22 protein-coding genes and 1 other RNA gene are annotated in these 24378 nt (G+C 44.0%); 12 read left to right on the forward strand and 11 right to left on the reverse strand.

Annotated elements, in window-relative coordinates; translation table 11 throughout:
• Window positions 1-9 precede the first annotated feature (9 nt).
• Both D2U88_RS06550 and D2U88_RS06555 read left to right on the forward strand, forming a co-directional pair.
• Window positions 10-342, forward strand: coding sequence for a hypothetical protein (locus D2U88_RS06550; RefSeq protein ID WP_119639490.1), 333 nt, complete (start codon window positions 10-12; stop codon window positions 340-342).
• Window positions 343-351: 9 nt separating this feature from the next.
• Complete coding sequence (locus D2U88_RS06555; RefSeq protein ID WP_119639491.1) at window positions 352-879, forward strand: hypothetical protein; 528 nt, start codon at window positions 352-354, stop codon at window positions 877-879.
• Window positions 880-954: 75 nt separating this feature from the next.
• Here the strand turns inward: D2U88_RS06555 and ssrA are convergent.
• Window positions 955-1353: a transfer-messenger RNA gene (gene ssrA, locus D2U88_RS06560) on the reverse strand.
• A 249-nt stretch (window positions 1354-1602) separates the two neighbouring features.
• Between ssrA and D2U88_RS06565 the strand changes: the two genes are divergently transcribed.
• Together D2U88_RS06565 and D2U88_RS06570 are read left to right on the forward strand one after the other, a co-directional pair.
• Window positions 1603-2808, forward strand: coding sequence for an NAD(P)-dependent oxidoreductase (locus D2U88_RS06565; protein ID WP_119639492.1), 1206 nt, complete (start codon window positions 1603-1605; stop codon window positions 2806-2808).
• Window positions 2809-2887: 79 nt separating this feature from the next.
• Window positions 2888-3163, forward strand: coding sequence for a hypothetical protein (locus D2U88_RS06570; RefSeq protein WP_119639493.1), 276 nt, complete (start codon window positions 2888-2890; stop codon window positions 3161-3163).
• Window positions 3164-3165: 2 nt separating this feature from the next.
• On the opposite strand, the gene D2U88_RS06575 is transcribed toward D2U88_RS06570, so the two are convergent.
• Window positions 3166-4281: an Sb-PDE family phosphodiesterase gene (locus D2U88_RS06575; protein WP_119639494.1), complete on the reverse strand. Its 1116-nt coding sequence runs from the start codon at window positions 4279-4281 to the stop codon at window positions 3166-3168.
• 86 nt (window positions 4282-4367) lie between these two features.
• On the opposite strand from D2U88_RS06575, the gene D2U88_RS06580 reads away from it, so the two are divergent.
• Complete coding sequence (locus tag D2U88_RS06580; RefSeq protein ID WP_119639495.1) at window positions 4368-4733, forward strand: DUF1801 domain-containing protein; 366 nt, start codon at window positions 4368-4370, stop codon at window positions 4731-4733.
• On the opposite strand, the gene D2U88_RS06585 is transcribed toward D2U88_RS06580, so the two are convergent.
• The 6 genes from D2U88_RS06585 to kdsA form a co-directional block, all read right to left on the reverse strand.
• On the reverse strand, window positions 4734-6302 hold the full coding sequence (locus D2U88_RS06585; protein WP_119639496.1) for a PepSY-associated TM helix domain-containing protein: 1569 nt from the start codon (window positions 6300-6302) through the stop codon (window positions 4734-4736).
• A gap of 4 nt (window positions 6303-6306) precedes the next feature.
• Window positions 6307-6606, reverse strand: a complete 300-nt coding sequence (locus tag D2U88_RS06590; protein WP_119639497.1) for a hypothetical protein — start codon at window positions 6604-6606, stop codon at window positions 6307-6309.
• Between the two features lie 3 nt (window positions 6607-6609).
• Window positions 6610-6942, reverse strand: coding sequence for a hypothetical protein (locus D2U88_RS06595; protein WP_119639498.1), 333 nt, complete (start codon window positions 6940-6942; stop codon window positions 6610-6612).
• Window positions 6943-6951: 9 nt separating this feature from the next.
• A complete protein-coding gene (locus tag D2U88_RS06600; RefSeq protein ID WP_119639499.1) occupies window positions 6952-7668 on the reverse strand; it encodes a DUF4198 domain-containing protein in 717 nt (238 codons plus the stop codon).
• A 10-nt stretch (window positions 7669-7678) separates the two neighbouring features.
• Window positions 7679-10141 carry a TonB-dependent receptor gene (locus D2U88_RS06605; RefSeq protein ID WP_119639500.1) on the reverse strand — a complete coding sequence of 821 codons (2463 nt, stop codon included), beginning with the start codon at window positions 10139-10141 and terminating at the stop codon, window positions 7679-7681.
• Between the two features lie 162 nt (window positions 10142-10303).
• Window positions 10304-11122 carry a 3-deoxy-8-phosphooctulonate synthase gene (gene kdsA, locus D2U88_RS06610; protein ID WP_119639501.1) on the reverse strand — a complete coding sequence of 273 codons (819 nt, stop codon included), beginning with the start codon at window positions 11120-11122 and terminating at the stop codon, window positions 10304-10306.
• Window positions 11123-11197: 75 nt separating this feature from the next.
• Here kdsA and D2U88_RS06615 point away from each other — a divergent pair, with 75 nt between their 5' ends.
• The 4 genes from D2U88_RS06615 to typA all read left to right on the forward strand — a co-directional run bounded on the left by D2U88_RS06615 (window position 11198) and on the right by typA (window position 14942).
• Entirely contained in the window at window positions 11198-11782 is a 585-nt protein-coding gene (locus D2U88_RS06615; RefSeq protein ID WP_119639503.1) for a hypothetical protein, read from the forward strand.
• Between the two features lie 85 nt (window positions 11783-11867).
• Window positions 11868-12425 (forward strand): hypothetical protein, encoded by a 558-nt coding sequence (locus tag D2U88_RS06620; protein WP_119639505.1) that lies wholly within the window; start codon window positions 11868-11870, stop codon window positions 12423-12425.
• Window positions 12426-12503: 78 nt separating this feature from the next.
• Entirely contained in the window at window positions 12504-13043 is a 540-nt protein-coding gene (locus D2U88_RS06625) for a hypothetical protein (protein ID WP_119639507.1), read from the forward strand.
• Window positions 13044-13142: 99 nt separating this feature from the next.
• Complete coding sequence (gene typA / locus D2U88_RS06630) at window positions 13143-14942, forward strand: translational GTPase TypA (protein WP_119639509.1); 1800 nt, start codon at window positions 13143-13145, stop codon at window positions 14940-14942.
• On the opposite strand, the gene ppgK is transcribed toward typA, so the two are convergent.
• Together ppgK and D2U88_RS06640 are read right to left on the reverse strand one after the other, a co-directional pair.
• A complete protein-coding gene (ppgK, locus tag D2U88_RS06635; RefSeq protein ID WP_119639512.1) occupies window positions 14939-15706 on the reverse strand; it encodes a polyphosphate--glucose phosphotransferase in 768 nt (255 codons plus the stop codon). The genes typA and ppgK overlap by 4 nt on opposite strands.
• A gap of 194 nt (window positions 15707-15900) precedes the next feature.
• Window positions 15901-16584, reverse strand: a complete 684-nt coding sequence (locus D2U88_RS06640; RefSeq protein WP_119639513.1) for a cell division ATP-binding protein FtsE — start codon at window positions 16582-16584, stop codon at window positions 15901-15903.
• 145 nt (window positions 16585-16729) lie between these two features.
• On the opposite strand from D2U88_RS06640, the gene D2U88_RS06645 reads away from it, so the two are divergent.
• The 3 genes from D2U88_RS06645 to D2U88_RS06655 all read left to right on the forward strand — a co-directional run bounded on the left by D2U88_RS06645 (window position 16730) and on the right by D2U88_RS06655 (window position 22721).
• The gene (locus tag D2U88_RS06645; protein WP_119639515.1) at window positions 16730-19753 is read left to right on the forward strand and encodes a tetratricopeptide repeat protein; all 3024 of its coding nucleotides are present in this window, start codon (window positions 16730-16732) and stop codon (window positions 19751-19753) included.
• Window positions 19754-19766: 13 nt separating this feature from the next.
• Window positions 19767-21524: a porin family protein gene (locus tag D2U88_RS06650; RefSeq protein ID WP_119639516.1), complete on the forward strand. Its 1758-nt coding sequence runs from the start codon at window positions 19767-19769 to the stop codon at window positions 21522-21524.
• Between the two features lie 102 nt (window positions 21525-21626).
• Complete coding sequence (locus D2U88_RS06655; protein ID WP_182859115.1) at window positions 21627-22721, forward strand: OmpA family protein; 1095 nt, start codon at window positions 21627-21629, stop codon at window positions 22719-22721.
• Window positions 22722-22801: 80 nt separating this feature from the next.
• Here D2U88_RS06655 and D2U88_RS06660 read toward each other — a convergent pair whose 3' ends face one another.
• Complete coding sequence (locus D2U88_RS06660) at window positions 22802-24370, reverse strand: RagB/SusD family nutrient uptake outer membrane protein (protein ID WP_119639519.1); 1569 nt, start codon at window positions 24368-24370, stop codon at window positions 22802-22804.
• Window positions 24371-24378 lie beyond the last annotated feature (8 nt).

The raw sequence follows: 24378 nt of genomic DNA on the forward strand, positions 1-24378 counted from the left end.
TTTCCAATTATGAAAAATTCAAATGCAAGAATCATGTTTCTCTTTGGCATATTGGCCTTTGGGATAGTCACACTAATTGTTAATCGTGTTCAATTCCCGGAAGGAGATTTTGCCTTATGGGTGTTTCGTGTACTTATAGCATTGGCTGCCTCTGCCATTAGCATTTCAATTCCTGGTATGCTACAGATACGGTACCAGAATAACCAAAATGGAATGCACATGCTCACAAATGCAAGTGGTGATCCAGAACCCGCCAATTTGGCTGAAAAAGAGCCTGCTATAACGGCTTCAGGCGCTATAGCTGTATTTGTTTTGGTGTATCTTTTCAATCCGATTGGTTAAATTTAGGGGATGAATTTAAGTCAGATACGACAAGAAGCGGTAAAGAACAATATTGAGGTTAAGTACAGTTGGATTGTACAATTTTTGATTGCCTTAGACCAATTGGGAAATGTGCTTGGTGGCGGGATAGCTGATGGTACCATCTCGGCGAGAATTGGTTTCAATCTCCATGGCAAGGATGGTGAAAGAGACTTATATTGGAAAAGACTTGAAAATATTGTTGATTTTACGTTTTACCCTTTGGACGGTCCAAAGCATTGCCTTTTGGCATATTGTAGCGACAAAGAAGAAGAGTATAGGGGTGCCAAATTGTTTTTCAGGATAGTTATTGCCATTATTGTAGTGGTTTTTACCATTTTGCTGTTTCTTCCAATTAGGCTTATTTCAATTTTTAAACCAGCGAGAACACATTACAGATTGCCAAATGGGACTAATATCCCTTACAAGGACTTGGAATCCTATATTCATGAAACACTTGAAGACGAAGATCCTTGTGCTGTTTTAAATTGTTTTGCAAAAAAGGGAAGGTTTGCATAACATCAACTTCATAATTTTAGAATTGTCAAATGCTTTTTGTAAAGCAAAAAGCCACCTTATAAGGTGGCTTTTTTTAAGTGGAGCCGGAGGGATTCGAACCCTCGTCCAAACAAGCAATAACCATGCTTTCTACATGCTTAGTTTCCGTTTGGTTGTCGACGCACGACCGACCGAAAACCGCCTATCGTACGCTTAGCTTCTTTAGCTTTACGACCTTAACGAAGCTATAAGATCGCTATGTTGACTTTTATGGTGCCCCTAATAAGACCGCCATCAACAAGGGCTGTCAAGGGACATTCAGCTTTCCCGCCTTGCGGGACTAGGCCATGACTTACTGTATTTCAGTCAATTAGGCAGCTAAAGCGTAGTTAGACTCGCCATTTAAAAGGTTGGAACGGATATTAACGAGCGTCAATTCCATAGCTCGGCATGCTTACATAGCCATTGGTCTTGCTGTCAAAACCGGTCGGCCCCATAATGAGATGTCATTCCTGCGAAGGCAGGAATCTCTCCCATTTTTATCAAAGAACTTGGCCTGCACCGAGTGCAGTTATAAAGCGGGCGTTCCCTCGAATTCTCGAGGGTCGGGCTATCGGCTGTACAAGGTACTTGCCTCTATCCCTAACGCGGTCGGCAAAGGTAACCATATCGATCAAAAGATAAAAAGTTTGTTTACCCTTGCCAAACCTCTTATTTTGGTCAACAATTATACCAAAACATTTTATGAGATTCGGAATCATTCGCGAGCGAAAAAACCCGCCAGACCGTAGGGTAGTGCTCTCTCCTTCAGCATGCCAAAATGTCCTTTCCCAGTTTCCCGGGGCCCAAATTTTAGTGGAATCGTCGCCCATCAGAGTGTTCACGGATGGGGAATACAAAGAAAAAGGTCTCCAAGTAGTGGATAGTATGGATGCTTGTGAGGTGCTTTTGGGGGTAAAGGAAGTCCCCATCGATGACCTAATTCCGAACAAAAAGTATTTTTTCTTTTCCCACACCATCAAAAAACAGCCGTACAACAGGGATTTGCTTCGCGCCATCTTGGATAAAAACATCGAGTTGTATGACCACGAAGTCATTACCAACCCAAAAGGACAGCGATTGGTGGCCTTTGGTAGGTATGCAGGGATTGTTGGGGCGTATAACGGTTTCAGGACGTATGGATTAAAGTTTGGTCTGTTCCAATTACCAAAAGCAGAAATGTTGAAAGACCAACAGGCACTGATTTCAGAGCTCAAAAAGGTGAGTTTGCCCAATATCAAGATTTTATTGACCGGAAGGGGTAGGGTTGGCAATGGCGCCAAAGAAATGTTGGACGGCATGGGCCTAAAGAAAGTTGGTGTAGATGATTATTTAAAAAAGACTTTTTCAGAACCGGTCTATTGCCAGATTGATGCTTCGGAATACAACAAACGCAAGGACGGGGTACGAGGCAATAAGGCGGATTTTTTTAAAAACCCGCAAGAGTACAGATCCAATTTTTTCCGTTTTGCAAAGGTGACCGATTTTTATATCGCCGGTCACTTTTATGGTGATGGTGCCCCTTATTTGTATACCCGAGAGGATGTCAAGCACCCTGACTTTAAAATAAAAGTAGTGGCCGATATCAGTTGCGACATTGATGGACCTGTGGCCACGACCATTAGGGCATCCACCATTGCGGACCCTATTTATGGTTATGATCCCATTTCGGAATCGGAAACCGATTATACCAAGCCAAATGCCATTGCCGTAATGGCGGTGGACAATCTACCATGCGAATTGCCACGCGATGCAAGCAATGGGTTTGGGGAAGCATTCTCCAAATATGTGATTCCTGCTTTTTTCAACAAGGACGAGGATGGTATTTTGGAACGGGCGCGGATGACCCAAAATGGCAAACTCACCCCCCGATATCTGTACCTGCAGGATTATGTTGACGGTAAGGAATAGACCGTAAATCGAGAACCAAGAATTTTTGGTTGGTAATCTCTTGTTTTTTAGTATATTGTCTGTCCTATTATTCTAAAAAGTGCATTTTAATTGGTTGACTTCGGGTGACGAGAACCTGGCCACAAAAAGGGCTTGTATCGATATGGAATACAGCCTAAGGCCAAAGATTACCCGATTTCTTTTAAAGAAAATCGATGGGGATTTTTGTAGTGATTTCTCTTGTTTTCATTTTGATGTGGACCTCAAGCGCAAATGGGTCTGGATCTCCGAAAAGACACCCATGGAATACATCAAAAAAATGTTACCCGATTTTGATACGGAAATCAATGGGTCCAATATTTCCTCCGTCGCTTAAACTTAATCCTCAACCTTGATGGCCCATTCAATGGTGGGTTGCTCCTTTGGAGCCACATAGGCACCCAATGCTTTCAGTTTTAAGGTTATCCCATCTTTCTTTTCCAAGGTTTTAATGTTGATGGTCTTTGTGCCACCAGCAGGAACCGTGAATACAGGGGAACTTGAATAGAACGTGTAGGGCATCTGGTTTTCAAAGATGAGGTCGCTACTCGAAACGTTCTTCAAGGTAACTTCCAAAATGGAAGTTTTGTTGATGTATTCGGCCTTCTCGACTTCGATGCAGGCCTTCAAGAGCGGGACCAAGTTTTCCTTCTTCCCGACCAAGAGTGAATTGAAGACCGCCACGGTCCTTCCGGCAAACAAAGCATCCTTGAGGGATTCGGCAGTTTTTTCTTTGGCGAAAACCAGAGTTATGGGACGATCATGCCCTTTTTCGATATAATCCCAATCAATGAGGCCGTGGATATCACTGGTTCCCATAATGGTCAAATTGTTTTCCAAGGCAAGGGCCAGGGATTCTTCGGCATAATCACCGGTATTGATGACCTCTATCCCATTGAGCTCACCTTTCTTGATCCGTTCTTTTTGAAAATCACTCAAAATAGGTGTTCCCTGTGGGGACTGTGCATACCATGCCGGATGGTTCCAAAAGATAAAAGCGCCTTGTTTTTTGGCCTCTGCAAAGGAATCTTCGGCATTTTCATTCAATAATTTGTTCGCATCCTGTATAAAGACCGCGTTATTGTGTCCCATGGGAGCCTGTCTTGTAATCTCAGACCCGTGGATGATCAAAAGGTCATGATTCTTGGCTTCCTGTAGTGCCAAATGATACGATCGGTTCCTGTCTGGGTGGGGTATATCCTCTTTGTGGGGTTGATATTCAATGTGTTCCGTTAATGAAATAACGTCCAGATTATCGCGAAGTGCCTCCATCACTCGAATGGTCGGCCACACATTTCCATCTGAAAAAACCGTGTGTTGGTGAAGGTCGGTCTTCAAGGTTTTATATCCGGGAACATCGGGGAAGGTGATGGCTCGTGAACTTTTGTGCGAATGGTCTTGGGCGGATAGGGCCAAAGTGGAAACAAGGGCAATAAAAAGAGGATGGAATTTCATGTCGTTGGTTTTTCCAAAAGTATAAAACCAACGTATTCTTTGGTTTAAGAAACGGTTAATTGAAATGTTTTTTCGAATTTTAATTCATGAATCCGGCCGAAGACTATATACTGAACCAAGAGGAACCTTTTAAGAGCATTTTATTGCAATTACAGGTATTGGTGGAGACCACGGCACCCAAGGTTGAACTAAAGTTCAAGTACCGGTTGCCGTTCTATTATTTGAATGGAAAACCTTTCTGTTATTTCAATGTGTCCCGTAAAAAAGGATATGTGGATGTAGGTTTTTGGAGCTCAGCGCACCTGAGCGTCCATCTGGACAAAATGGTGACGGAAAAGCGAAAAGTGATGAGATCCCTACGCTATTTCAATTTGGATGATTTGGATGCCGAAGTTTTTGTAGAGGTCATCCAAGATGCGGAAACCGTCAACTACAAAGGGTTTTGGAAATGATCAACTTTTACTTGGGACAAACTCGGTTTGTTTTGTTTTCAACTTGAAGAAGGCAATCCACAGGGTCACCATTCCCAACACCAACCAAAGCAAGTCTACCAACAAAATTTGTTCCTGTCCATTCCTGTAAGCTGTCCAAAGCCAGTTACCAGAGACAAGTCCATTGGTAATGGGAATTAACAAAGCCAAAATACCACCCGAAATCAACGTCCATTTATTGGTAAAGCTTATGTTTTTCTTGAAAACGAAGAAAAGAGTGGCCACCAACCAAATGGGGAAATAGGTTCGATAAAGGAAGGCCATATCCACATGCTGGGCAAACTTGACTATGATGAATTCCAAAGCAGTAACGGGATACATTGTCAAACAGATGGCCATATAAATATTGGCCACTTGATGATTGAATTTCCGCCTTTTCTCGGGAATGTTCTTTTTATCGCGTGCCACCAACCATATCAGGATTCCTGAAAGGATTACAAAGCAGGATATCAATCCGAGGATAAAAGAAATGACCCGCAAGCCATAACCGGCATAATCCCCAAAATGCAATCGGAACATAATGTTCTTTACGCCATCCAGATAAGAATTGTTGGTCATGGGAACTTTTTCCTCCACAAGGGAACCATCTCCAATTTTATAGATGCGATATCCCGCACCACTGAATTTGGAACCATATCCCAAATGTCCGCTTATGGAAACGTGCATGTTGGTGTCCCCATAATTGAAAATATGGGCCTCTGTGAGCCTAAAATCGGGCCAATCCTCTTTTACTTCGTCGACTAGGTTGTCAATAGGGATGGGTCGTTCCAATTTTTCATTTTGATAAGCATAAATGGGATGGTTGTATTCCAGGTCTTCATACAGTTTGTTCTGGTCACCATCGTACAAGCCCATGACGATGGGCAGTATCAAAATCCCTTTCAACAAAAAGAAGGCCCCGGTAACGGCATATACAAATTGAAATGGAAACCCGATTACGCCAAGAGCGGTATGGGCATCTGTCCATACGGTCTTTAGTTTGGCCCATGGCCTAAAGGTGTAAAAATTGGATACGATTTTGTCCCAGTGAACCAAAATACCTGTGATAATGGCAAAAAGAAAGAAGAATGCCACCAGTCCAGCCAAATATCGGCCATAAGGGTAGGGGATTTGGTCTAAAAAGTGAAGGCGATACAAAAACTCTCCCAAGTGATAGGAACCCCTGTAGTCCGAGGTGGTCTTATCCTCGGTATCCATGTAGAAAAAAGCCCCGACCTTGTCTTTTTCAGTGGCCAACGAATCTTTGGAAGCCGATAGGCTCACAGATATATTACGTTCATTGAAATAGTGGCGGAGTTCCACATCCCTGCCTCGGAGGTTGTAATTTTCGGAAAGATCTTTTAAATATTGGTCCACACTCCCTGGAATGGCATCTTCCTGGGAAACTTCGTGCCCACGTTGCCAATTGGCAATCTCATCCCTGAAAAAGGAAAAGGAGCCTGTGAAGAAAATCACATAAAGTGCCACACTGATCACAATACCGCTCACGGTATGGGTATGGAATAGGATGTTGTAGATGCGGTTTCCCATAGTTTTAAACAAGCGGGTTGGTTTGATTTCCCAAATAAAATACGAGACCTAGAATAGCACTAGCCAGTAGATAAATGCCCCATATTTTCCAGCCATTTTTGCCCAAAAAGGCCAAAACCATCAAAACGGCCCACAGAATGAAGGCAGAAAAGGTGCTGGTGATGATAACGGCAACATGATCGAACCAACTGGCCAGGGCCATATGAAAAGTGACGGCAACCATAAGTCCACCCAAAATGGCAGCACTGATCTTGGCAAATCGTTGCCATGGCGATGGGGTCAAATATTTTTTGTTGGCAGGCATGGTTTAGAACAAAATGGTTTCAAAAAGTAAGGACAGTACCAAGGCACAAACGAGTGAGGTGTAGGTTAACAATCGCATGGGCGCCAGTAAAATGACCAAACTGGCAACGGTCATGAGAATGATAAAAAAAGTAAACGCCCCGGAGCCCAATCCCCAATAAAAGCAGCTTAGCCCCAATGACAATGTCAAAAGGGCCAAACCAGTATATTTAGAGGCTTTGGCATGTTCACTTAACCAGGTTTCAACCCCAAAGCTGCCTACCACAGCCATCTTTTTGGAAGTACTGTACAGCAGATAGAAGGCAATAAAAACGAGAAGCGAAATACCGGTAGCCATAAATTGGGTCTATTTGATGCAATACGTGGCGCAGTGCCAAATAAATTGATAATCCTCGTCTTTGTAGGTGCCAGGAACTTCTTCTTTGATGGTGGTCTCCACGATGTATTTGGTGTCCCAAGGTTTTGCATAGGAAACCTGCCCGTTATCATCCGTATACAAAGTCTTGGACCAAAGGTCGGCCACATAAATTTTCAGCTCGTTCTTGGCCAGAGGTTCTCCTTTGTAGAATACCTGAAGCTTAACCTCATTGTCATCATTGGCCAATTGTTTTACCACAATTCCATTTGGGTTTGCCGTTTGGGTATCCCCATCGGTCTTCCCTACTTGTACTTTTGCAGTGGAGTGGTAGTGGGTCTTGAAAATGCCAAAATCGTATTGGGTGTAATCGATGACATCAATTTCATTGTTGTTGAGGGTCACGGTATACACCCCATTTTTGGAAGGGGTGAAATAAGCTAGGTAATGGTCTTCCTTGGCCTCGGTCTTCAATTCGGTCTTGGTTCCATCCGGGGCAATTACCCAAAGGGTAAAGTTGGCTACCGATGGAAAGGCTTCGCCTTTTACCTTTTCGATAACACCATAGGTGTACTCCCCAAAATGGACGCGGACTTCATGTCTTTGACCCGATTTTGCATTGCCGTTGGTTTCGATCCAAAGATAATGTGCGGATGCCGATAGTACGGGCAGTGTAATGAGCAGTAGGGTTGCAATCAGTTTCTTCATCTGGGTTCTCTTAGAATTTATAGGTAAAGTTTGCGGAAAGACTTCTCAAATTTTGTGGGCTGATGGTAGACCAACCTTTGTAGTAGTCCTTGTTTGCGATGTTGTCCAACTTCAATGTGATTCTAAAATCCTTGGCATCATAAAAGGTTGATGCATTGAGAATGGTGTACTCGTCAATGGCGAAGGTGCCATTGGTCCTGTTGAAGATTTTATTCTCACTGGCATAATTGCCCCCAAACCCAAGTCCGAAGTTTTCCAAAACACCCTGGGTGAATCGGTAGCTGGCCCAAACGTTGGCTAAGTTCATTGGACCGGCACTTTCTGGTCTAAAACCGGTAAAGCTGGCATCCCCCTCTACCAATTTGCTGTCGTTGTAGCTGTAACCCGCAACAATGTTCAATCCATCCACAGGGGAGGCAATAATACTGGCCTCAAGACCTTTGCTGGTCTGTTCCCCATCTTGGGTGTAGAAATAGTTGTCGGCATCGGTGTCGATTCGTTGTGCCATATCGCTAACGGTAATGTCATAGTAGCTCAAAGTGGCCGAAAGTTTATCGTTGAACAAGTTCAATTTGGTACCTACCTCAAATTGGTTGGCATGTTCTGGGTTCAATGCCCTGACAGATGTGTTTCCGTTGGATAGTTCGGTTACGGGAGCCACATTGCTGAATCCGTCCATATAATTGGCGAACAACGAAACTTTGTTCAAAATGGGTTGATATACCAGACCAAATTTTGGTGAAAATGCAGTCTGGTTGTACCCGTCATTGGAAAAACGGTCCACACGTAGACTGGCCATTGCGGACAATTCTGGCAATAGGTTGATGACGTTGGATGCATAAGTGCTGAAAATCTCTTGCTTGGCTTCGCTAAACTGAGCACCTGGATTGGCCAAAGTGGAGATTCCAGCATCGGCACCTGCTTGGGTCAGCACTCCGGAATCGTACAATCCTGTTCCCATTGGGGTTCCGTAATAATCGTGAAGCGCAGGGACAACGGCTTGAAATTCATCCGTATTCCTTCCTACATAGGCAAAACCTTGGTTTCCATATCCCGTACTATTGTTGATGGTCCTGGTTTTGAGATAATCCAACCCTACCACCAAACGGTTCCGCATGGTTCCCACATTGAAATCCCCGATGAAGTTTTGTTGGATATCGGTTCCCAAAGTTTCGGAGTTTTGGTTGCTGGTGTAGCGCGCCAAAATAATACCATCGTTTATTGGAGTTCCCGAGAGCGCTTCTACCGTTGAGGTTACCTCGTACAAGTAGGAGTAGTAACCATCAGACTTGGCATTAGATCTGGAAATTACGGTTTGCGAGGTCCAGGAATCACTCAAGAGGTAGTTCATCTGACCTTGTAGGCTATACGTTGGTGTGTCGATGTACAAATCGTTGCTGGTGTAGGAACGTTTGTAATCATAACCCAATTCATCCAAATTGGTAACGCGAAGTGGCGAACCACGATCTACGAACAACATGGTTTGGTTAGTGCTTCTGCCGTTGTAAAATTCGGTGTTGATGTTGAAAGAAAGTCTGTCATTGGCCTGAAATGCCAAGGATGGAGCAAAGAAGAAGGACTTTCTGAACCCAGCGTCTTGATAGCTGTTCTGGGTGTGGTAGGAAGTGTTCACACGTAAGGCGATATTGTTTTGGTCGCCCAAAGTGGTGTTCACATCGGCGCTTACCCTATTGAGTCCATAGCTTCCGGAAGTGTAGGATATGTTACCTCCAAAACCGTAAAATGGTTTTTTAGTGTTGATATTGATAAGACCTCCATAGGAGATAAGACTACTTCCGTACAGTGTGCCTGAAGGGCCTTTGATGACCTCAATGGATTCGATGTTTGCCGGGTCGGGGCTACCATTGGTAAGACCGGGCAATCCGTTTATCATGGTAGGTTGAACAGCAAAACCACGTAGCGAAAAATAACCGGCACCATCGCTGCCTCGTCCGGTGGACTCCCAAAGTTTATCGATACCAGGGGCATTTTTAAGGGCATCATCAAAATTGGTCACTACCTGATCCTGTAACAATTCGGTGGAAATGGAATTGTATACCTGCGGGTTCTCGATGTCCTTCAAAGGCATCTTGGAAACATAAACACTGGCTTTACGGGCATATTTGTTTATTTGTTCTCCCTCTACCACTACTTCGTTCAATTGTTCTTGCCTTTCAGCGAGTACAACAGTGGGAACGTTGGTGGTTTGGTCTGCATATACCGTTACGGAAACATTCTTGGTGCCGTATCCGACCATGGAGAAGGTAAGTTTATAGGAGCCTGGTGCCAAATCGTCAATTTGATAATTTCCAGCTTCGTCAGTGGTGGCTCCTAAACTGGTGTTGGATAAGGCCACGTTTACGTTATGTAAAGATTGGTTTCTTTGGTCGGTAACTTTACCTTTTAGGTTGCCAGTTTGAGCTTGGGAAGTACAAAAGACAGCTAAACTGAGGATGAGTAGTATATTCTTCATTTTATTATTTATAATTGGTCTAAATAAATTTCAGATGCAAATGTATATTCCAACACTTGTCCGTCCAAATAATATTTAGACTAATTATAAATAAAACTTAAAATAAATTTTAAATATCTGTAAATCAGTAAGTTTAAAAAATACAATATGGGTTGAAAACCTCTACAAGGAATTGATGGTCGTTCTGATAGCCGTAAGATCAGTCAGTAGTTTTTCCAATAAACTTAGATCTAACATATTGGCCCCATCACTTTTGGCATTGGCAGGGTCAAAGTGAGTCTCCATGAAGAGTCCGTCCACGCCAGCAGCAATTCCAGCCCTGGCCATAGTACCTATCAAGGCGGGCCTTCCACCTGTTACACCTGAGGATTGATTGGGTTGTTGTAGGGAATGGGTCACATCCAAAACCACAGGGGCATATTGTTTCATGGTGGGTATCCCCCTAAAATCCACGATCATATCGTGATAACCGAACATGGTACCGCGATCGGTGATAATGGCTTGTTCATTACCCGTTTCAGTGACTTTGGTTACGGCATGTTTCATGCTTTCCGGACTCATGAACTGGCCTTTTTTTAGGTTGACCACCTTGCCCGTTTCTGCAGCAGCTACCACCAAATCGGTCTGGCGTACCAGAAAGGCAGGAATTTGGAGTACATCCACATATTCGGCCGCCATAGTGGCATCAGAAATTTCATGGATATCCGTAATGGTCGGTACCCCAAAAGTATCGGATACTTTTTTGAGGATTTTCAACGCTTTCTCATCACCAATACCGGTAAAGGAGTCGATACGGCTACGGTTCGCTTTTTTAAAACTTCCCTTGAATACATAGGGAATCTTGAGCTTGTCCGTAACAGCTACCACTTTTTCGGCAATTCGCATGGCCATTTCCTCCCCTTCAATGGCACAGGGACCGGCCAAAAGGAAAAAGTTGTTGCTATCCGTATGTTTTATCTGAGGGATTTTGGTGATGTCCATTTCTTAAAGTTTGCACAAATATACTACATAAGCTTGGTAACCTTTTTAGATTTATCACAATCAAAACCCTCAATTATGAACCAAAAACTACTCCTTGTTCCCTTTATGGTTTTAAGCTGTTTTTCCGTCTTTTCACAATTTTATGAAAAGGGTAGAACCTTTGATCTGATCAATCTGGAACGCCATCAATTCAAGTTTGATTTATTGAGTCCTGGATTCAGTTATGAATTGGGATTGTTCAAAAACCAAAGTGTCTCTACCGGTTTGGGTTTGGCCACTGCCACTTATGGGGAAGGATATGTGTTTGGGTTGACATCGAACAACAGGTACCGCTATTACCACAATTTTCAAAGACGGATTAATATGGATAAGAATGTTTCGGGCAACTCGGGAAATTACATAGCCGCAGCCCAGGCCATTTTCTTTTCCCAGTTGCGGATATCTACCAATATTGATGGACCAAAGGATTTTAACCTAGGCTTTTATGGAATGGTCTATGGCATCCAACGAACCTATAAAAACGGGTTCAACTTTAATGCGGAATTAGGGGCAGGGCTGTACAAAGGAGATGGTGTACAGGATGGATATGGCCCGTTGATCCATTTTACTTTTGGATGGGTGGCGACCAAACGAAAATCTAGGGAACCACAGTTTGATTAAATCACTATTTGGCAACAAGGAATTTTGGGATTCTGAATACTTTTTTTAAAAAGTAGGTGTTATTACAGTACCAAATGTACCTACTATGCGCCGTTTCTTTTTGTTGGTGATCTTGTTCACTGGCTTTTTGAGCCACTCCCAATATGGCAAAAACTGTGAGATACGCCAGATAAAACTGAATATCTTCAATCCGGGCCTTGAATATGAGATGGGTGTTGGGGTCAACAGTACCTTGGACTTTAGGGTAGCATGGCAAGTGGCCTTGGAGCCGGCCAGCAGTGAACCCATGCAAAATTTGGACTTTTTCCCTGCCATCACCACCCAATATCGGTTTTATCACAATTTCAATGGTCGTTACCATCGTCGTCGGTCCATTTATGGCAATTCCGGAAATTATATTGCGCCCACGGCAGCCTTGTTTTCGCCTGGGGAGCGCACTGTGGAAGGGCAATTGGTGGATGGAGTGCATGGTTATGGTGGATTGGTCTATGGAATCCAACGCAGCTATAATTCAGGAATCAGCTTTTCCATTGATGCTGGTGCAGGGTACTATGCCGGACCCTTTAAAGGCGGCATTTACCCTGTTGTGAACCTTAGTATTGGTTTCATCATCAGCGAAAAACGTTGGTGTGTGGGTCTTTGATGGGTGTTCATAATATCTATGGTCCAGACTGTTTAGGTATGGTCTTTGATAGGTAAAAGCAAATCAAACGAAACATTTATGAAAACCATTACGTCTTTTCTTCTTTTTCTGTCCGTTAGCAACATTATTATGGCCCAATCTGGCAAAAATGTGGAAAATCACCAACTAACCTTGAATGTGCTTCTTCCCGGAATTATTTACGAACAAGGATTGTCCCAGAATTCAACTTTAGTTGCCGAAGCCACCATTGGTTTCGCTTACCGTGAATCAGACTTTTTGGAAAGTGGATTAGGTATTTATCCAATTGGCAAGTTGCAATATCGTTACTATTATAATTTCGATAGACGACTTGAAATGAGCAAAAATATTTCTGGCAATACAGGAAATTATATTGCTCCAACCGTGGCTATTCAAGGTGGTAAGGCGGTAATTGGAGATTTGGATTATGTTTCTGATTATTTTGGAGGAATAGGTGCAGTTTATGGTCTCCAACGAACTGGTCAAAAAGGATTACAATTCAGGTTCGAAGTTGGACCAGGATATTTCTTTGATCAATTTGAAAGTAACTTCGGTATTTTTCTTGCCTTAAAGCTCGGTTGGGTAGTCAGTAAGGGGTGATATAATGAAACTACCACAAAATCAATAAGATAAAAATAACATTTGGGTGTATTGACAAGTAAAAAATAGCAGTATCTTTGCGGGCTTAAAAATCAGGTTATGTCCAACATCAAAAATATTGCAATCATTGCCCACGTAGACCACGGTAAGACTACCTTGGTGGATAAAATCATGTACCATTGCCAGTTGTTCCGTGATAACGAGAACAAGGGCGATTTGATTTTGGACAACAACGACCTGGAGCGGGAACGCGGGATTACCATCGTATCCAAGAACGTTTCCGTGGTGTACAAGGATACCAAGATCAACATTATCGATACTCCTGGGCACGCCGATTTTGGAGGTGAAGTGGAGCGCGTACTCAATATGGCCGATGGCGTATTGTTGTTGGTGGATGCCTTCGAAGGCCCCATGCCGCAGACCCGTTTTGTATTGCAAAAGGCCATCTCCCTTGGTTTGAAACCCTGTGTGGTGATCAATAAAGTGGACAAAGAAAACTGTACCCCTGAAGAGGTACACGAAAAAGTATTCGATCTCATGTTCGAATTGGGTGCCGAGGAATGGCAGCTCGATTTCCCAACGGTTTACGGTTCTGCCAAAAACAACTGGATGGGAGAGGATTGGAAAACCCCGACCGAAAATATAGAACCTCTTTTGGATATGGTCATTGAGCATATTCCAACCTTCAAACCACAACAAGGTACCACCCAGATGTTGATCACCTCATTGGATTTTTCCTCTTTTACAGGACGAATCGCTATTGGAAGATTGCAAAGGGGTACTTTGAAGGAAGGTCAGAACATTTCTTTGGTAAAGCGAGATGGAAAAGTCATCAAAACCAAAGTAAAGGAGCTTTTCACTTTTGAAGGTCTTGGCAAGGTAAGGGTACAGGAAGTGGTAGCTGGTGATATTTGTGCCATTGTGGGGATGGAAGGTTTCGACATTGGGGACACCGTTGCCGATTTCGAGAATCCTGAAAAATTGAAGTCCATCGCCATTGATGAGCCCACCATGAGCATGTTGTTCACCATTAACGATAGCCCATTCTTTGGGAAGGATGGAAAGTTCGTTACCTCAAGACACATCAAGGAACGTTTGGAAAAGGAGCTGGAAAAGAACTTGGCCCTAAGGGTAGAAGAAACCGGCAGCGCGGATAAATTCATGGTTTTTGGTAGAGGGGTATTGCACCTTTCCGTATTGATCGAGACCATGAGAAGGGAAGGTTATGAACTTCAGATCGGACAACCACAGGTGATCATCAAGGAGATTGATGGTGTGAAATGTGAGCCCGTGGAACACTTGACCATTGACCTTCCGGAAGAAGTTTCGGGCAAGGCCGTGGAAATGGTTTCCATTAGAAAAGGGGAGATGATCAGTATGGAGTCCAAAGGATCCCGTATGTTGTGTGAGTTCATGATCCCATCCCGAGGTATCATCGGTCTAAGGAACCAATTGTTGACCGCAACGGCTGGTGAGGCCATCATGGCACACCGTTTTAAGGAATATCAACCTTTGAAAGGAGATATTGCCCAACGTTTGAACGGTTCCTTGGTGTCCATGGAAAACGGTACGGCTATTCCTTATTCCATTGACAAACTTCAGGAAAGGGGCAAATTCTTTATCGATCCGGGAGAGGATATTTATGAAGGGCAGGTTATTGGTGAAAACTCGCGTGGTGATGATATGACCGTAAACGTGACCAAGACCAAAAAACTTTCGAACGTGCGTTCATCAGGTGCTGATGAGAAGGCCAAGATTGTGCCTGCCATCAAGTTTTCTTTGGAAGAAGCGTTGGAATACATCCAAAAGGATGAATATGTTGAGGTTACCCCAAATCACTTAAGGATTAGAAAGATATACTTAAAAGAGGTAGATCGTAAGCGCAATAAGCCGATTTAACCCTTAGCACTCAAATGCCCGTGGTGCTGTTCGCGAAGACAGGCCACGGCTGCACCAATAATTCCGGCGTGGTTCATAAGTTCCGCCTTCACAACTTCGGTTTCAATGTTGATGAGATGGCTGAACTCTTCCCATTTTTTGGAAGTGCCACCGCCCACGATGATGAGGTCCGGGCTAACGATCAGTTCAACGTATTCCAAGAACTTGTTGAATCGCTTAGCCCATTTTTCCAAACTTAGGTCTTCTCGGTCCTTGGCAGAAGCAGCCGCCCATTTTTCAATCTTCTTATATTTTTTATAAGGAATCTGTCCCAGCTCAAAATTTGGAATGAGTACCCCATTAAAAAAGGCACCACTACCAAGTCCGGTTCCTATGGTGGTCATGATGACGAGCCCACCCTTGCCTTTTCCGACCCCATAATTCATGGAGGCATAACCAGCGGCATCGGCATCGTTGAGTACCGTGAACTCATGTCCGGTGGTTTCGGTGAACAATTCATCGATATTGACCCCTACCCAACTCGGGTGAAGGTTTCCGGCGGACATACAGACCCCATTTTTAACAATGGAAGGGAAACCACAGCCTACAGGTCCACTGTAGTTGAAGTGTTCCACGATTTCGGCCACAACTTGGGCCATATCATTTGGTTTTTTGGATTTTGGGGTGGCAATTCGATAGCGTTCCGTCAACATTTCCCCTGTTTCGGCGTTGACCAGGGCACCTTTGATGCCTGACCCGCCTATATCAATACCAAGAATTTCCATAAATGGAGGTGTGATTTATTTAGACAAAGAAACGAAAACTTTTTTGGTTTAATTGCGTATCGGTTTTTTAATGGATAGTGATCAAAAAGAAAAGCCCCGGACCAATCCCCTTGTCGTTCAGGATTGTAAAAGACAAATTAAAAACACAAACGACATAGCCTCCCTTAAACCTCACTTCCGTTGTGGCGGTGAAGTTAAATGGCCTTTTGGATGACCTCAAAAACCTTGCTGCCATCACATTTAAGGGTCTTGTGCGGGTATTTTAAAATAAGGGCATAATCATGGGTGGCCATGATGATGGTGCGCCCATTTTGGTTGATGTCCTGTAATACCTTCATGACCTCTACACTGGTCTGGGGATCTAGGTTTCCGGTTGGCTCGTCCGCCAAAATGAGTTCGGGGTCGTTCAATAGGGCACGTGCAATCGCGATACGTTGCTGTTCCCCGCCCGACAACTCGTGAGGAAATTTGAAGCCTTTGGTTTTCATCCCGACCTTATCCAGTACTTCTTCAATTTTATCGTTCATCTTTTTGGGGTCGGTCCATCCAGTAGCCTTCAAAACAAACTGAAGGTTATTGTTCACATTACGGTCCGGCAGCAATTTAAAATCCTGGAAAACAATGCCCAATTTTCTACGTAAAAAGGGAATGTCTTTTTCTTTTAAGGTCTTCAAGTTAAAATCCACTACGTTTCCATCGCCTTGTTTTAAGGGGAGATCCGCGTAAAGTGTTTTCATAAAACTACTCTTGCCGCTACCGGTTTTACCGATCACATACACAAATTCACCTTTTTTCACTTCAAGGTCGATGTGGTTTAAAACCATGTTCTCATTTTGGAATACGGCTACATCTTGTAATTTTACAATGGTCTCGGGCATAATGGTACTTTCTGGAATAAAGGTACTAAGTTCTAAAAATATTCGCCATTATTGCCGGGTCAATAAAAACATCTTTGTGCCAAAATATACTTTGGCTTAAATTTTGACGTTATGTAAAAGTCAATCGAGAACAGCGTAGAACACTATGAATCGAACAAACCTCCTTTTTATTCCCATTTGGTTGGGAACTTTTTTTATACTTTCTGCCCAGGAAACCGAAATTTATTCCCACGAAAACAAAGTTTACCAAGATGCTCTGGCGTTGTACAACGACCAGCAGTACCAAGCGGCGCAGACCATTTTCGAGAAAGTCAAGGCAAACACCAACGATTACGAGACCGAGGCCAACAGTGCCTATTATGCCGCCAACGCGGCCATTCGGTTGAACCAACGTGGCGCTGACAAAATGATGGAGGATTTTGTGGAGCGATACCCAACTTCTACCAAGCGCAACTCCGCTTTTTTGGATGTAGCCGATTATTATTTTGAAACAGGAAAATACCCCTATGCCCTAAAATGGTACAAAAAGGTGGACGAGTCCTCCATGGCCTACGGCGATAGGGAACGTTTTAATTTCAACAATGGGTATGCCCTGTATGCTTCCAAAAATCCGAAAGAGGCCGAACGGTATTTAAGCAAGGTGTCAACCTCCCAGAAATATGGTTCACAGGCCAAATATTATTTGGGCTATATTGCCTACGAGCAAGATGATTATACCGAGGCCAGCGCTCGATTTGACCAGATTACGGACCCGGAATTGCTCAATGAGAAATTGTCCTACTATCAGGCCGACCTGAACTTCAAATTGGGAAAATTTGAGGAAGCCATCGCTATGGCGGAAAAGCAATTGCCCAAATCCAATAGGGAAGAGGTATCCGAACTGAATAAAATTATCGGGGAGAGTTACTTCAACCTTGGAAAATACGATCAAGCTATCCCGTATTTGGAAAAATACAGGGGTAAACGTGGCAAATGGAGCAACACCGATTACTATTTGTTGGGGTACAGTCATTATAAATTGGGCGATTACCAAAGTGCCATCCAACAGTTCAACAAAATTATCGGGGGCACCAACGATGTTTCCCAAAATGCCTATTATCATTTAGCGGAATGCTATCTAAAGTTGGATAAGAAACCGGAAGCTCTCAATGCGTTCCGAAATGCTTCCCAAATGGATTTTAGCCCTCAGATCCAAAAAGATGCCTTCCTCAACTACGCCCGTTTGAGCTATGAGGTCGGGAATGCATACGAACCGGTCCCGCAGGTGCTGACTGCCTATTTGGAAAAATATCCAAAGGATGAGCACCAGTTGGAAATCCAGGAACTTTTGGTGGATTCCTACATCACCTCCAGAAACTTTGAAGGGGCCATGAAACTTTTGGAAGAGAACAAAAATTACGCGAGCAAGGAAACCTACCAAAAAGTAGCTTATTACCGAGGTGTGGAACTTTTTATCGATGGGGATTATGAAGGAGCGTTGGAACGTTTTTCCAAATCCTTGAAAAGTGCCGATAATGCCAGTTTTCAAGCTAAAGCGCTGTATTGGAAAGCCGAATCGGCCTACCGATTGAACCGATTTGATGAGGCCCTCGTTGATTTTGTTAAGTTTCAGGGACTGCCTGCGGCAAAAGCGATGCCCGAGTATCAGGAATTGGACTATAACCTCGGCTACTGCTATTTTAAATTGAAGGACTACAACAATTCCATTGCCTATTTTAAGAATGTGGTCAATTCCAATGCCCTAGACGACGAGCGAAAAAATGATGGATACCTCCGGTTGGGGGATGGGTATTTTGTGACCAGCCAATACCAATTGGCCATGAAAGCTTATGATACGTCATCAAAGATGAACGGACCCGAAAGGGACTATGCGGCCTTCCAAAAAACGCTGTGTAGTGGATTTTTGGGAAACAACAAGGCCAAGATTGATGGTCTCAACGATTTTTTGAACATGTTCCCAAGTTCTTCCCTTCGGGATGATGCCCTTTTTGAACTCGGCAACACGTACATCGCCAACAACCAGGAGCAATTGGGATTGCAGACTTATGACCGATTGGTCCAGGAGTTTTCCAAGAGCAAGTTTGCCCCGCGCGGACTTTTGAGGGAAGGGTTGGTGCACTATAATGCCAGTAGAAATCAACAGGCCCTTGACAAGTTAAAGGAAGTTGTACAGAAATACCCGAATACCCAAGAGGCGAAACAGGCCGTGGCTACCGCCAAATTGGTTTATGTGGATGAAGGTCGTGTGAGCGAATATGCCACTTGGGCTAGAAACCTCGATTTTGTGGAAGTTACCGACGCCGAGTTGGACAATGCCAGCTTTGAATCGGCCCAGCGCAAACAAATGGAAGGCAAGACCGATGCTGCACTTCGCGGATACGAAGATTACCTAAAACAATTCCCTAACGGACTTCATGCCCAGAATGTCAACTTTGCCTTGGCACAATTGTATTTCGCGGCGGGCGATAAAAACAAAGCGCTACCGAAATATAAAGTTGTTGCCGATGGAAGCAATGGGGAATATACCGAGCAGGCCTTGACCCGTGTTTGTGAAATTTATGTGGAAAAACAGGATTACACCAGTGCCATTCCCTATTTGAAACAATTGGAGAATACGGCGGAAATTACAGAGAACCGAACCTTTGCGCAATCCAATCTCATGAAGGGGTATTACGGGCAAAAAGATTATTCCCAGACCCTTGCCTATGCTGAAAAAGTGCTGAAAGCCCCAAAAATCGATGACCGTATCAGGAGTGATGCTCAGATCATGATCGCACGTTCTGCCATTGCCACGAACAATGAAAACTTGGCCAAAACCGCCTATCAGGAAGTGAAGAAAATTGCCACGGGGGAGTTGGCGGCCGAAGCGTGGTACTATGATGCCTTTTTCAAAAACGCTGACGGTAATTTTGAATCGTCAAACGAGTCGGTGCAAAAACTGGCGAAGGATTATTCCGCTTATAAACAATGGGCGGGTAAGGGATTGGTGATCATGGCGAAAAACTTCTATGGTTTGGGCGATGCCTTCCAGGCAACCTATATTTTGGAAAGTGTAATTACCAATTTTGCGGAGTTCGATGAAATTGTCATCGATGCCAAAACGGAACTGGCGACCATCAAGGCCAAGGAGGCCGAGAGCAATTCTTCCGTGAACCCAAACCAAAATTAAATTGAGACACAGCATGCAAACGAGAACAACCTATATATTTCCATTACTTTTTTTGAGCCTTTTTGGAGCGATGTACGGTCAGGACAAGACCGATGATATTGGTACGGAAACGGTGACGGTGGTAAAACCTTATTCGCCCACCGTTTCAGATGCCTTCAAGATCAAGTCGACGCCAAGCCTGAACGATTCCATCGTCCTTCAAAAAAAGAAAATTGATTACAGCATATTTTCGGTGCCAGTGGCATCCACGTTTACCCCAGCCAAAGGCAAGGCATCCGCAGTAAAGAAGACCCCGCCGCCAACGCTGTACAATTCCTATGCATCGGTAGGTTTGGGCAATTACAACAATGCGTTGGTGGACTTTTACACCAGTAGGGAATTCAATCGGGGAGAAGACCTGTTGGATTTTGGACTTACCCATAATTCCTCTCGCGGGGATCTGGATTCCACGCCTTTGGATACGGATTTCTACAACACCAAACTGGATGTTTCCTATGCCAAAAAGGACCGCTACATGGATTGGGGTGCCGCCGTGGGTCTCCAACATCAACTGTACAACTGGTACGGGATCCAAAATGGTGTGTATTCCGAAGATCTTGTGGCCAGCATGGATGAGACACAAAACTATTTCAATGCTGAGGCCAAGGCGCACTTGAACATGGAGGATTCCTTTTTTAAACAAGGGAATATTTTGTTGAGACGTTTTTGGGATGCCACGGAATCTGGGGAAAACCGGGTGGTGGTCAATCCCACGATTGAGCTGCCCATCACCGAGGAACTCATCACCATTTCTGCCAAGTTTGATTATGTGGGCGGCAATTTTAAAAATGCCTCTTTGAACAGTACCACCAATGACGGCGAAATCAATTACAGCCAGTTTCAGGCAGGGGTAACCCCGAGCCTGTTGATCTTGCGTGATGATCTGACCGTGAATCTGGGTGCCAACATTGTGTATGGGTTGGATGCCGAGAACAGTGACAGTAATTTTTATATCTACCCCGCGGTTACCGCTTCGTACCGGGTGATGGAGGACAACGTGATCGCTTATGGCGGTATTGAAGGACAGTTAAAGCAGAACTCTTACCATGATTTTGTGGATGAAAACCCATATGTATCCCCCACTTTGGATATTCAGCCCACCGACCAGCAATATGAAGGGTATGTGGGGTTGAAGGGACAATTGACATCCAATATTGGGTATAACCTGAAAGGGTCGTATATGGCCGAGAACCGTAAGCCTTTATTCTACTTGAATCCTGAAAATACTTTTAGGGATGATGAAAAAAGCTATTATTATGGCAATTCCTTCCAAGTGTTTTATGATGATGTAAAGACCTTGGGTGTTTTTGGGGAGATCAATGTGGATGTGAACCGAAACTTCACCTTGGGGGTCAACGCTGAATTTTACGACTACGATACCGAAACCGACAATCCTGCATGGAACCTTCCTTCCATCAAAGGGTCTTTGTTCTTGGATTATCAGATTGATAAACAATGGTACATGGGCGCCAATCTTTTCTATATTGGCGAGCGTGATGACTTGATGGCCGTGGCGGAACAAAACGCCTTGCCCAATGAATTCCCGGCTATGATCGTAACCTTGGATGGTTTTTTTGATGCCAATGCCCACGTGGGATATCGCTTCAATGATCAGCTATCCATCTTTGTGAAAGCCTCGAATATTGCTAACAACAATTACCAACGCTGGGCCAATTTTAGGGTACAGGGTTTTCAAGCTTTGGCCGGGGTATCGTACAAGTTTGATTTCTGATTTGTAAGGGAATACGCAATAAAAGGCTGGTTAGGTCGTTTTGTACTTTCCATCAATCCTTTGAAAATCATGTGATTGGTGGTTCCAATGAAATTGGAAACCATGCGACTACGACCTTTGTACATAGTGACCCAACTGTTGCTTTGCCTCACTTTTGGTATAAGTTTTTCTCAAAATTTGGTGAGAAACGGGAGTTTTGAGGAATATAGCTCCTGTCCCGAAAAAATGAGCAACCTCAACAAGGATGCCGACTATTGGAGTGCCCCAACGTTGGGTACCACGGATTACTTTAACGAGTGTAGCAGGACCAAATTAGGTATCCCCATGAACTTTAAGGGAAAACAGGAGCCTTTTGATGGAAGTGCCTACGCAGGACTTTACTTGTATGCACCTGACGACTACCGGGAATACATTCAGGTACCTTTGGCCGAAACCCTGGAAAAGGGTAGCCGTTACCGTTTGACATTATATATCAGCTTGGCCGAAAAATCGGATGGGGCCGTTATGGATATGGGCGCCATTTTTGCCGAAAAACCCTTATCTATTCATACCAAAAGGCACTTGTCACAAGGAGTCCTTTTATCGGTCGCCACAGAAACCACGCCCATCAAACAGTTTTCTACCACTGGTTATTATGATGACAAGCAAAAATGGATGGAGTTGAGCTTTGATATTGTGGGAAAGGGCTTTGAAAGCCAGCTTATCCTAGGGAATTTCAAGAGTAATGCAGGTACCAGTTACCACGATTTTGGACACACGACCAATAACAAGGGCGGGTATTCCTATTATTATTTGGATGATATTTCCCTGACTTATCTGGGGCCGGATTACCAGCCTAATGAAGTGTACGTGTTGGACCATGTCAATTTTAATTTTGACAAATTTGACCTTCAACCCAAGGCCAAACAAAGTTTGAAGGATGTGTATGATTATTTGCAAAAACATCCCAATCTGATGGTTTCCATCAGTGGACATACCGATGATTTGGGTTCCGAGGAATACAATGATGTCCTTTCCAAGGAAAGGGCCCAGACCGTAGCCAAATATTTAATGGCATTGGGGCTCGATAAAAAGCGGATCACCTCAAAAGGTTTTGGTGATAAAATCCCTTTGGATTCTTCACTAACGGATGAAGCCAGGAGAAAAAACCGGCGGGTGGAATTTGTAATGACCGAGTTCGAGGACGACAATCCATAAAATAAAAAAACCTGTGGATTTCCACAGGTTTTTAATATTCATTTAATCCAACGCAATTGCGCTAGATTAAGACTGGTAAATTACCAGCCTGGATTCTGTTGCTCTGCCAAGGTTGGGTTGGAATTGATCTCAACCTGAGGTATTGGCCAAAGGAATTTATAGTCGGCATAGGGTATGGTGGGCACACCATAAGGGCCGTCATATGGAGTTCCCAATGTGTAAGAATCTGCAGGTGGTGTTCCGTTGGCCACTTTTTGTGGCACACCATCGATTGGTTGCATGTCGTCTCCCTGCAACCTGTGGATATCGGACCATCTTCTACCTTCCATCAAGAATTCGATTCTTCTTTCCTTAAGAATGGCACCAACCAGTTCTGTGGCATTTGCAAAATCTGCACTTACATATGCCTGTGTGGCTGGATCTGCCAAAGACCTGTTACGTACTTGGTTTAAAAGTCCCAAGGAGGCAACAAGATCTGGAGAGGTCTTTCTAGCTTGGGCCTCTGCCATATTGAGCATTACCTCGGCATATCGTATAACAGGGGAGGCATCGGTATAATTTACGCCATCTTTGTATTTAAGGGTGAATTTTGCCCCTCCGGCCGTAAATACCATTCCTGTTCCAACTTCTGTTTCCGTTGAGTTGTCCTCCCTTCTCAAATCATCCGCCAACCAGCTTGGATCCCTCCAGATAATTGGACTGATGGCCACCAATCTTCTTCTGTTGTACTGGGAAGCCAAGGCAGCATTTACGCCTGGGTTTTGGGTTGCGGCCTGGGTCAATGAAAAGATGGATTCTGAGTTTCCATAGCTATCCAAGAATGGACCGTTCGGAGAATCTTCCAAAGTATAGCTTCCATTAAGTTTGGTTCCTTCAGCGATTACGCCATCCCAGTTGCCCATGTGAAGGTAAACCCTTGTTTTGAAAGCAATGGCAGCATTTCTGGATGCCTTTGTGAGCCCAGTGTTTGTAATAAGACTTTCGGCATCGTTCAAATCCTGTAGCACTTTTTGGTAGCACTCTGCCACGGTATTCCTTCCCATAAGGATTTCGGAATCTATCTCAGCCTGTGTATCGATCCCAACTTCCCTGTAAGGTACACCTGGGTGGTTGGCCCCAGCGGTAAAGTTATAAGGTCTGGCAAAATAGATCAACAATTCAAAATGGGTAATGGCACGAAGAAATTTAGCCTGACCAATATAATCATTGGCAACATCTTGGGTGATGATACCTGCCTCCACGGCGGCAGTTACCCCTTCAATGACCAAATTGGCCCTGTTGATCAAACGGTAACCATCTACCCAATAGTAAACATTGTTCGCAGTGGTTGGATCATAGGTTCCGGTATAGGTAAGCTGATAGAACGTTGCAGTGTTCACAACATCCTCACCTCTGTTGTCCCCTTGTTGAACAAAAGCCGCTCCCCAGATATACCCACGACCACCGTTGGGGTTTGTAGAGTTATACTGGCCTATTGCAGCGGCATTGTACATCCCGTTCACAGAACTTTCAATCAATGACGGTGATGAAAAGGCATCGCTCAACGATATGTTGTTGATCGGGCTCAAATCCAGAAGGGTTTCATCTGAACATGAGATTACGCCAAATCCAAGAATGGATAGGGTTATGTATTTGAATATTTTTCTCATCTTAATAT

It is taken from the genome of Flagellimonas aequoris, assembly GCF_003584165.1.
Classification (GTDB): Bacteria; Bacteroidota; Bacteroidia; order Flavobacteriales; family Flavobacteriaceae; genus Flagellimonas; species Flagellimonas aequoris.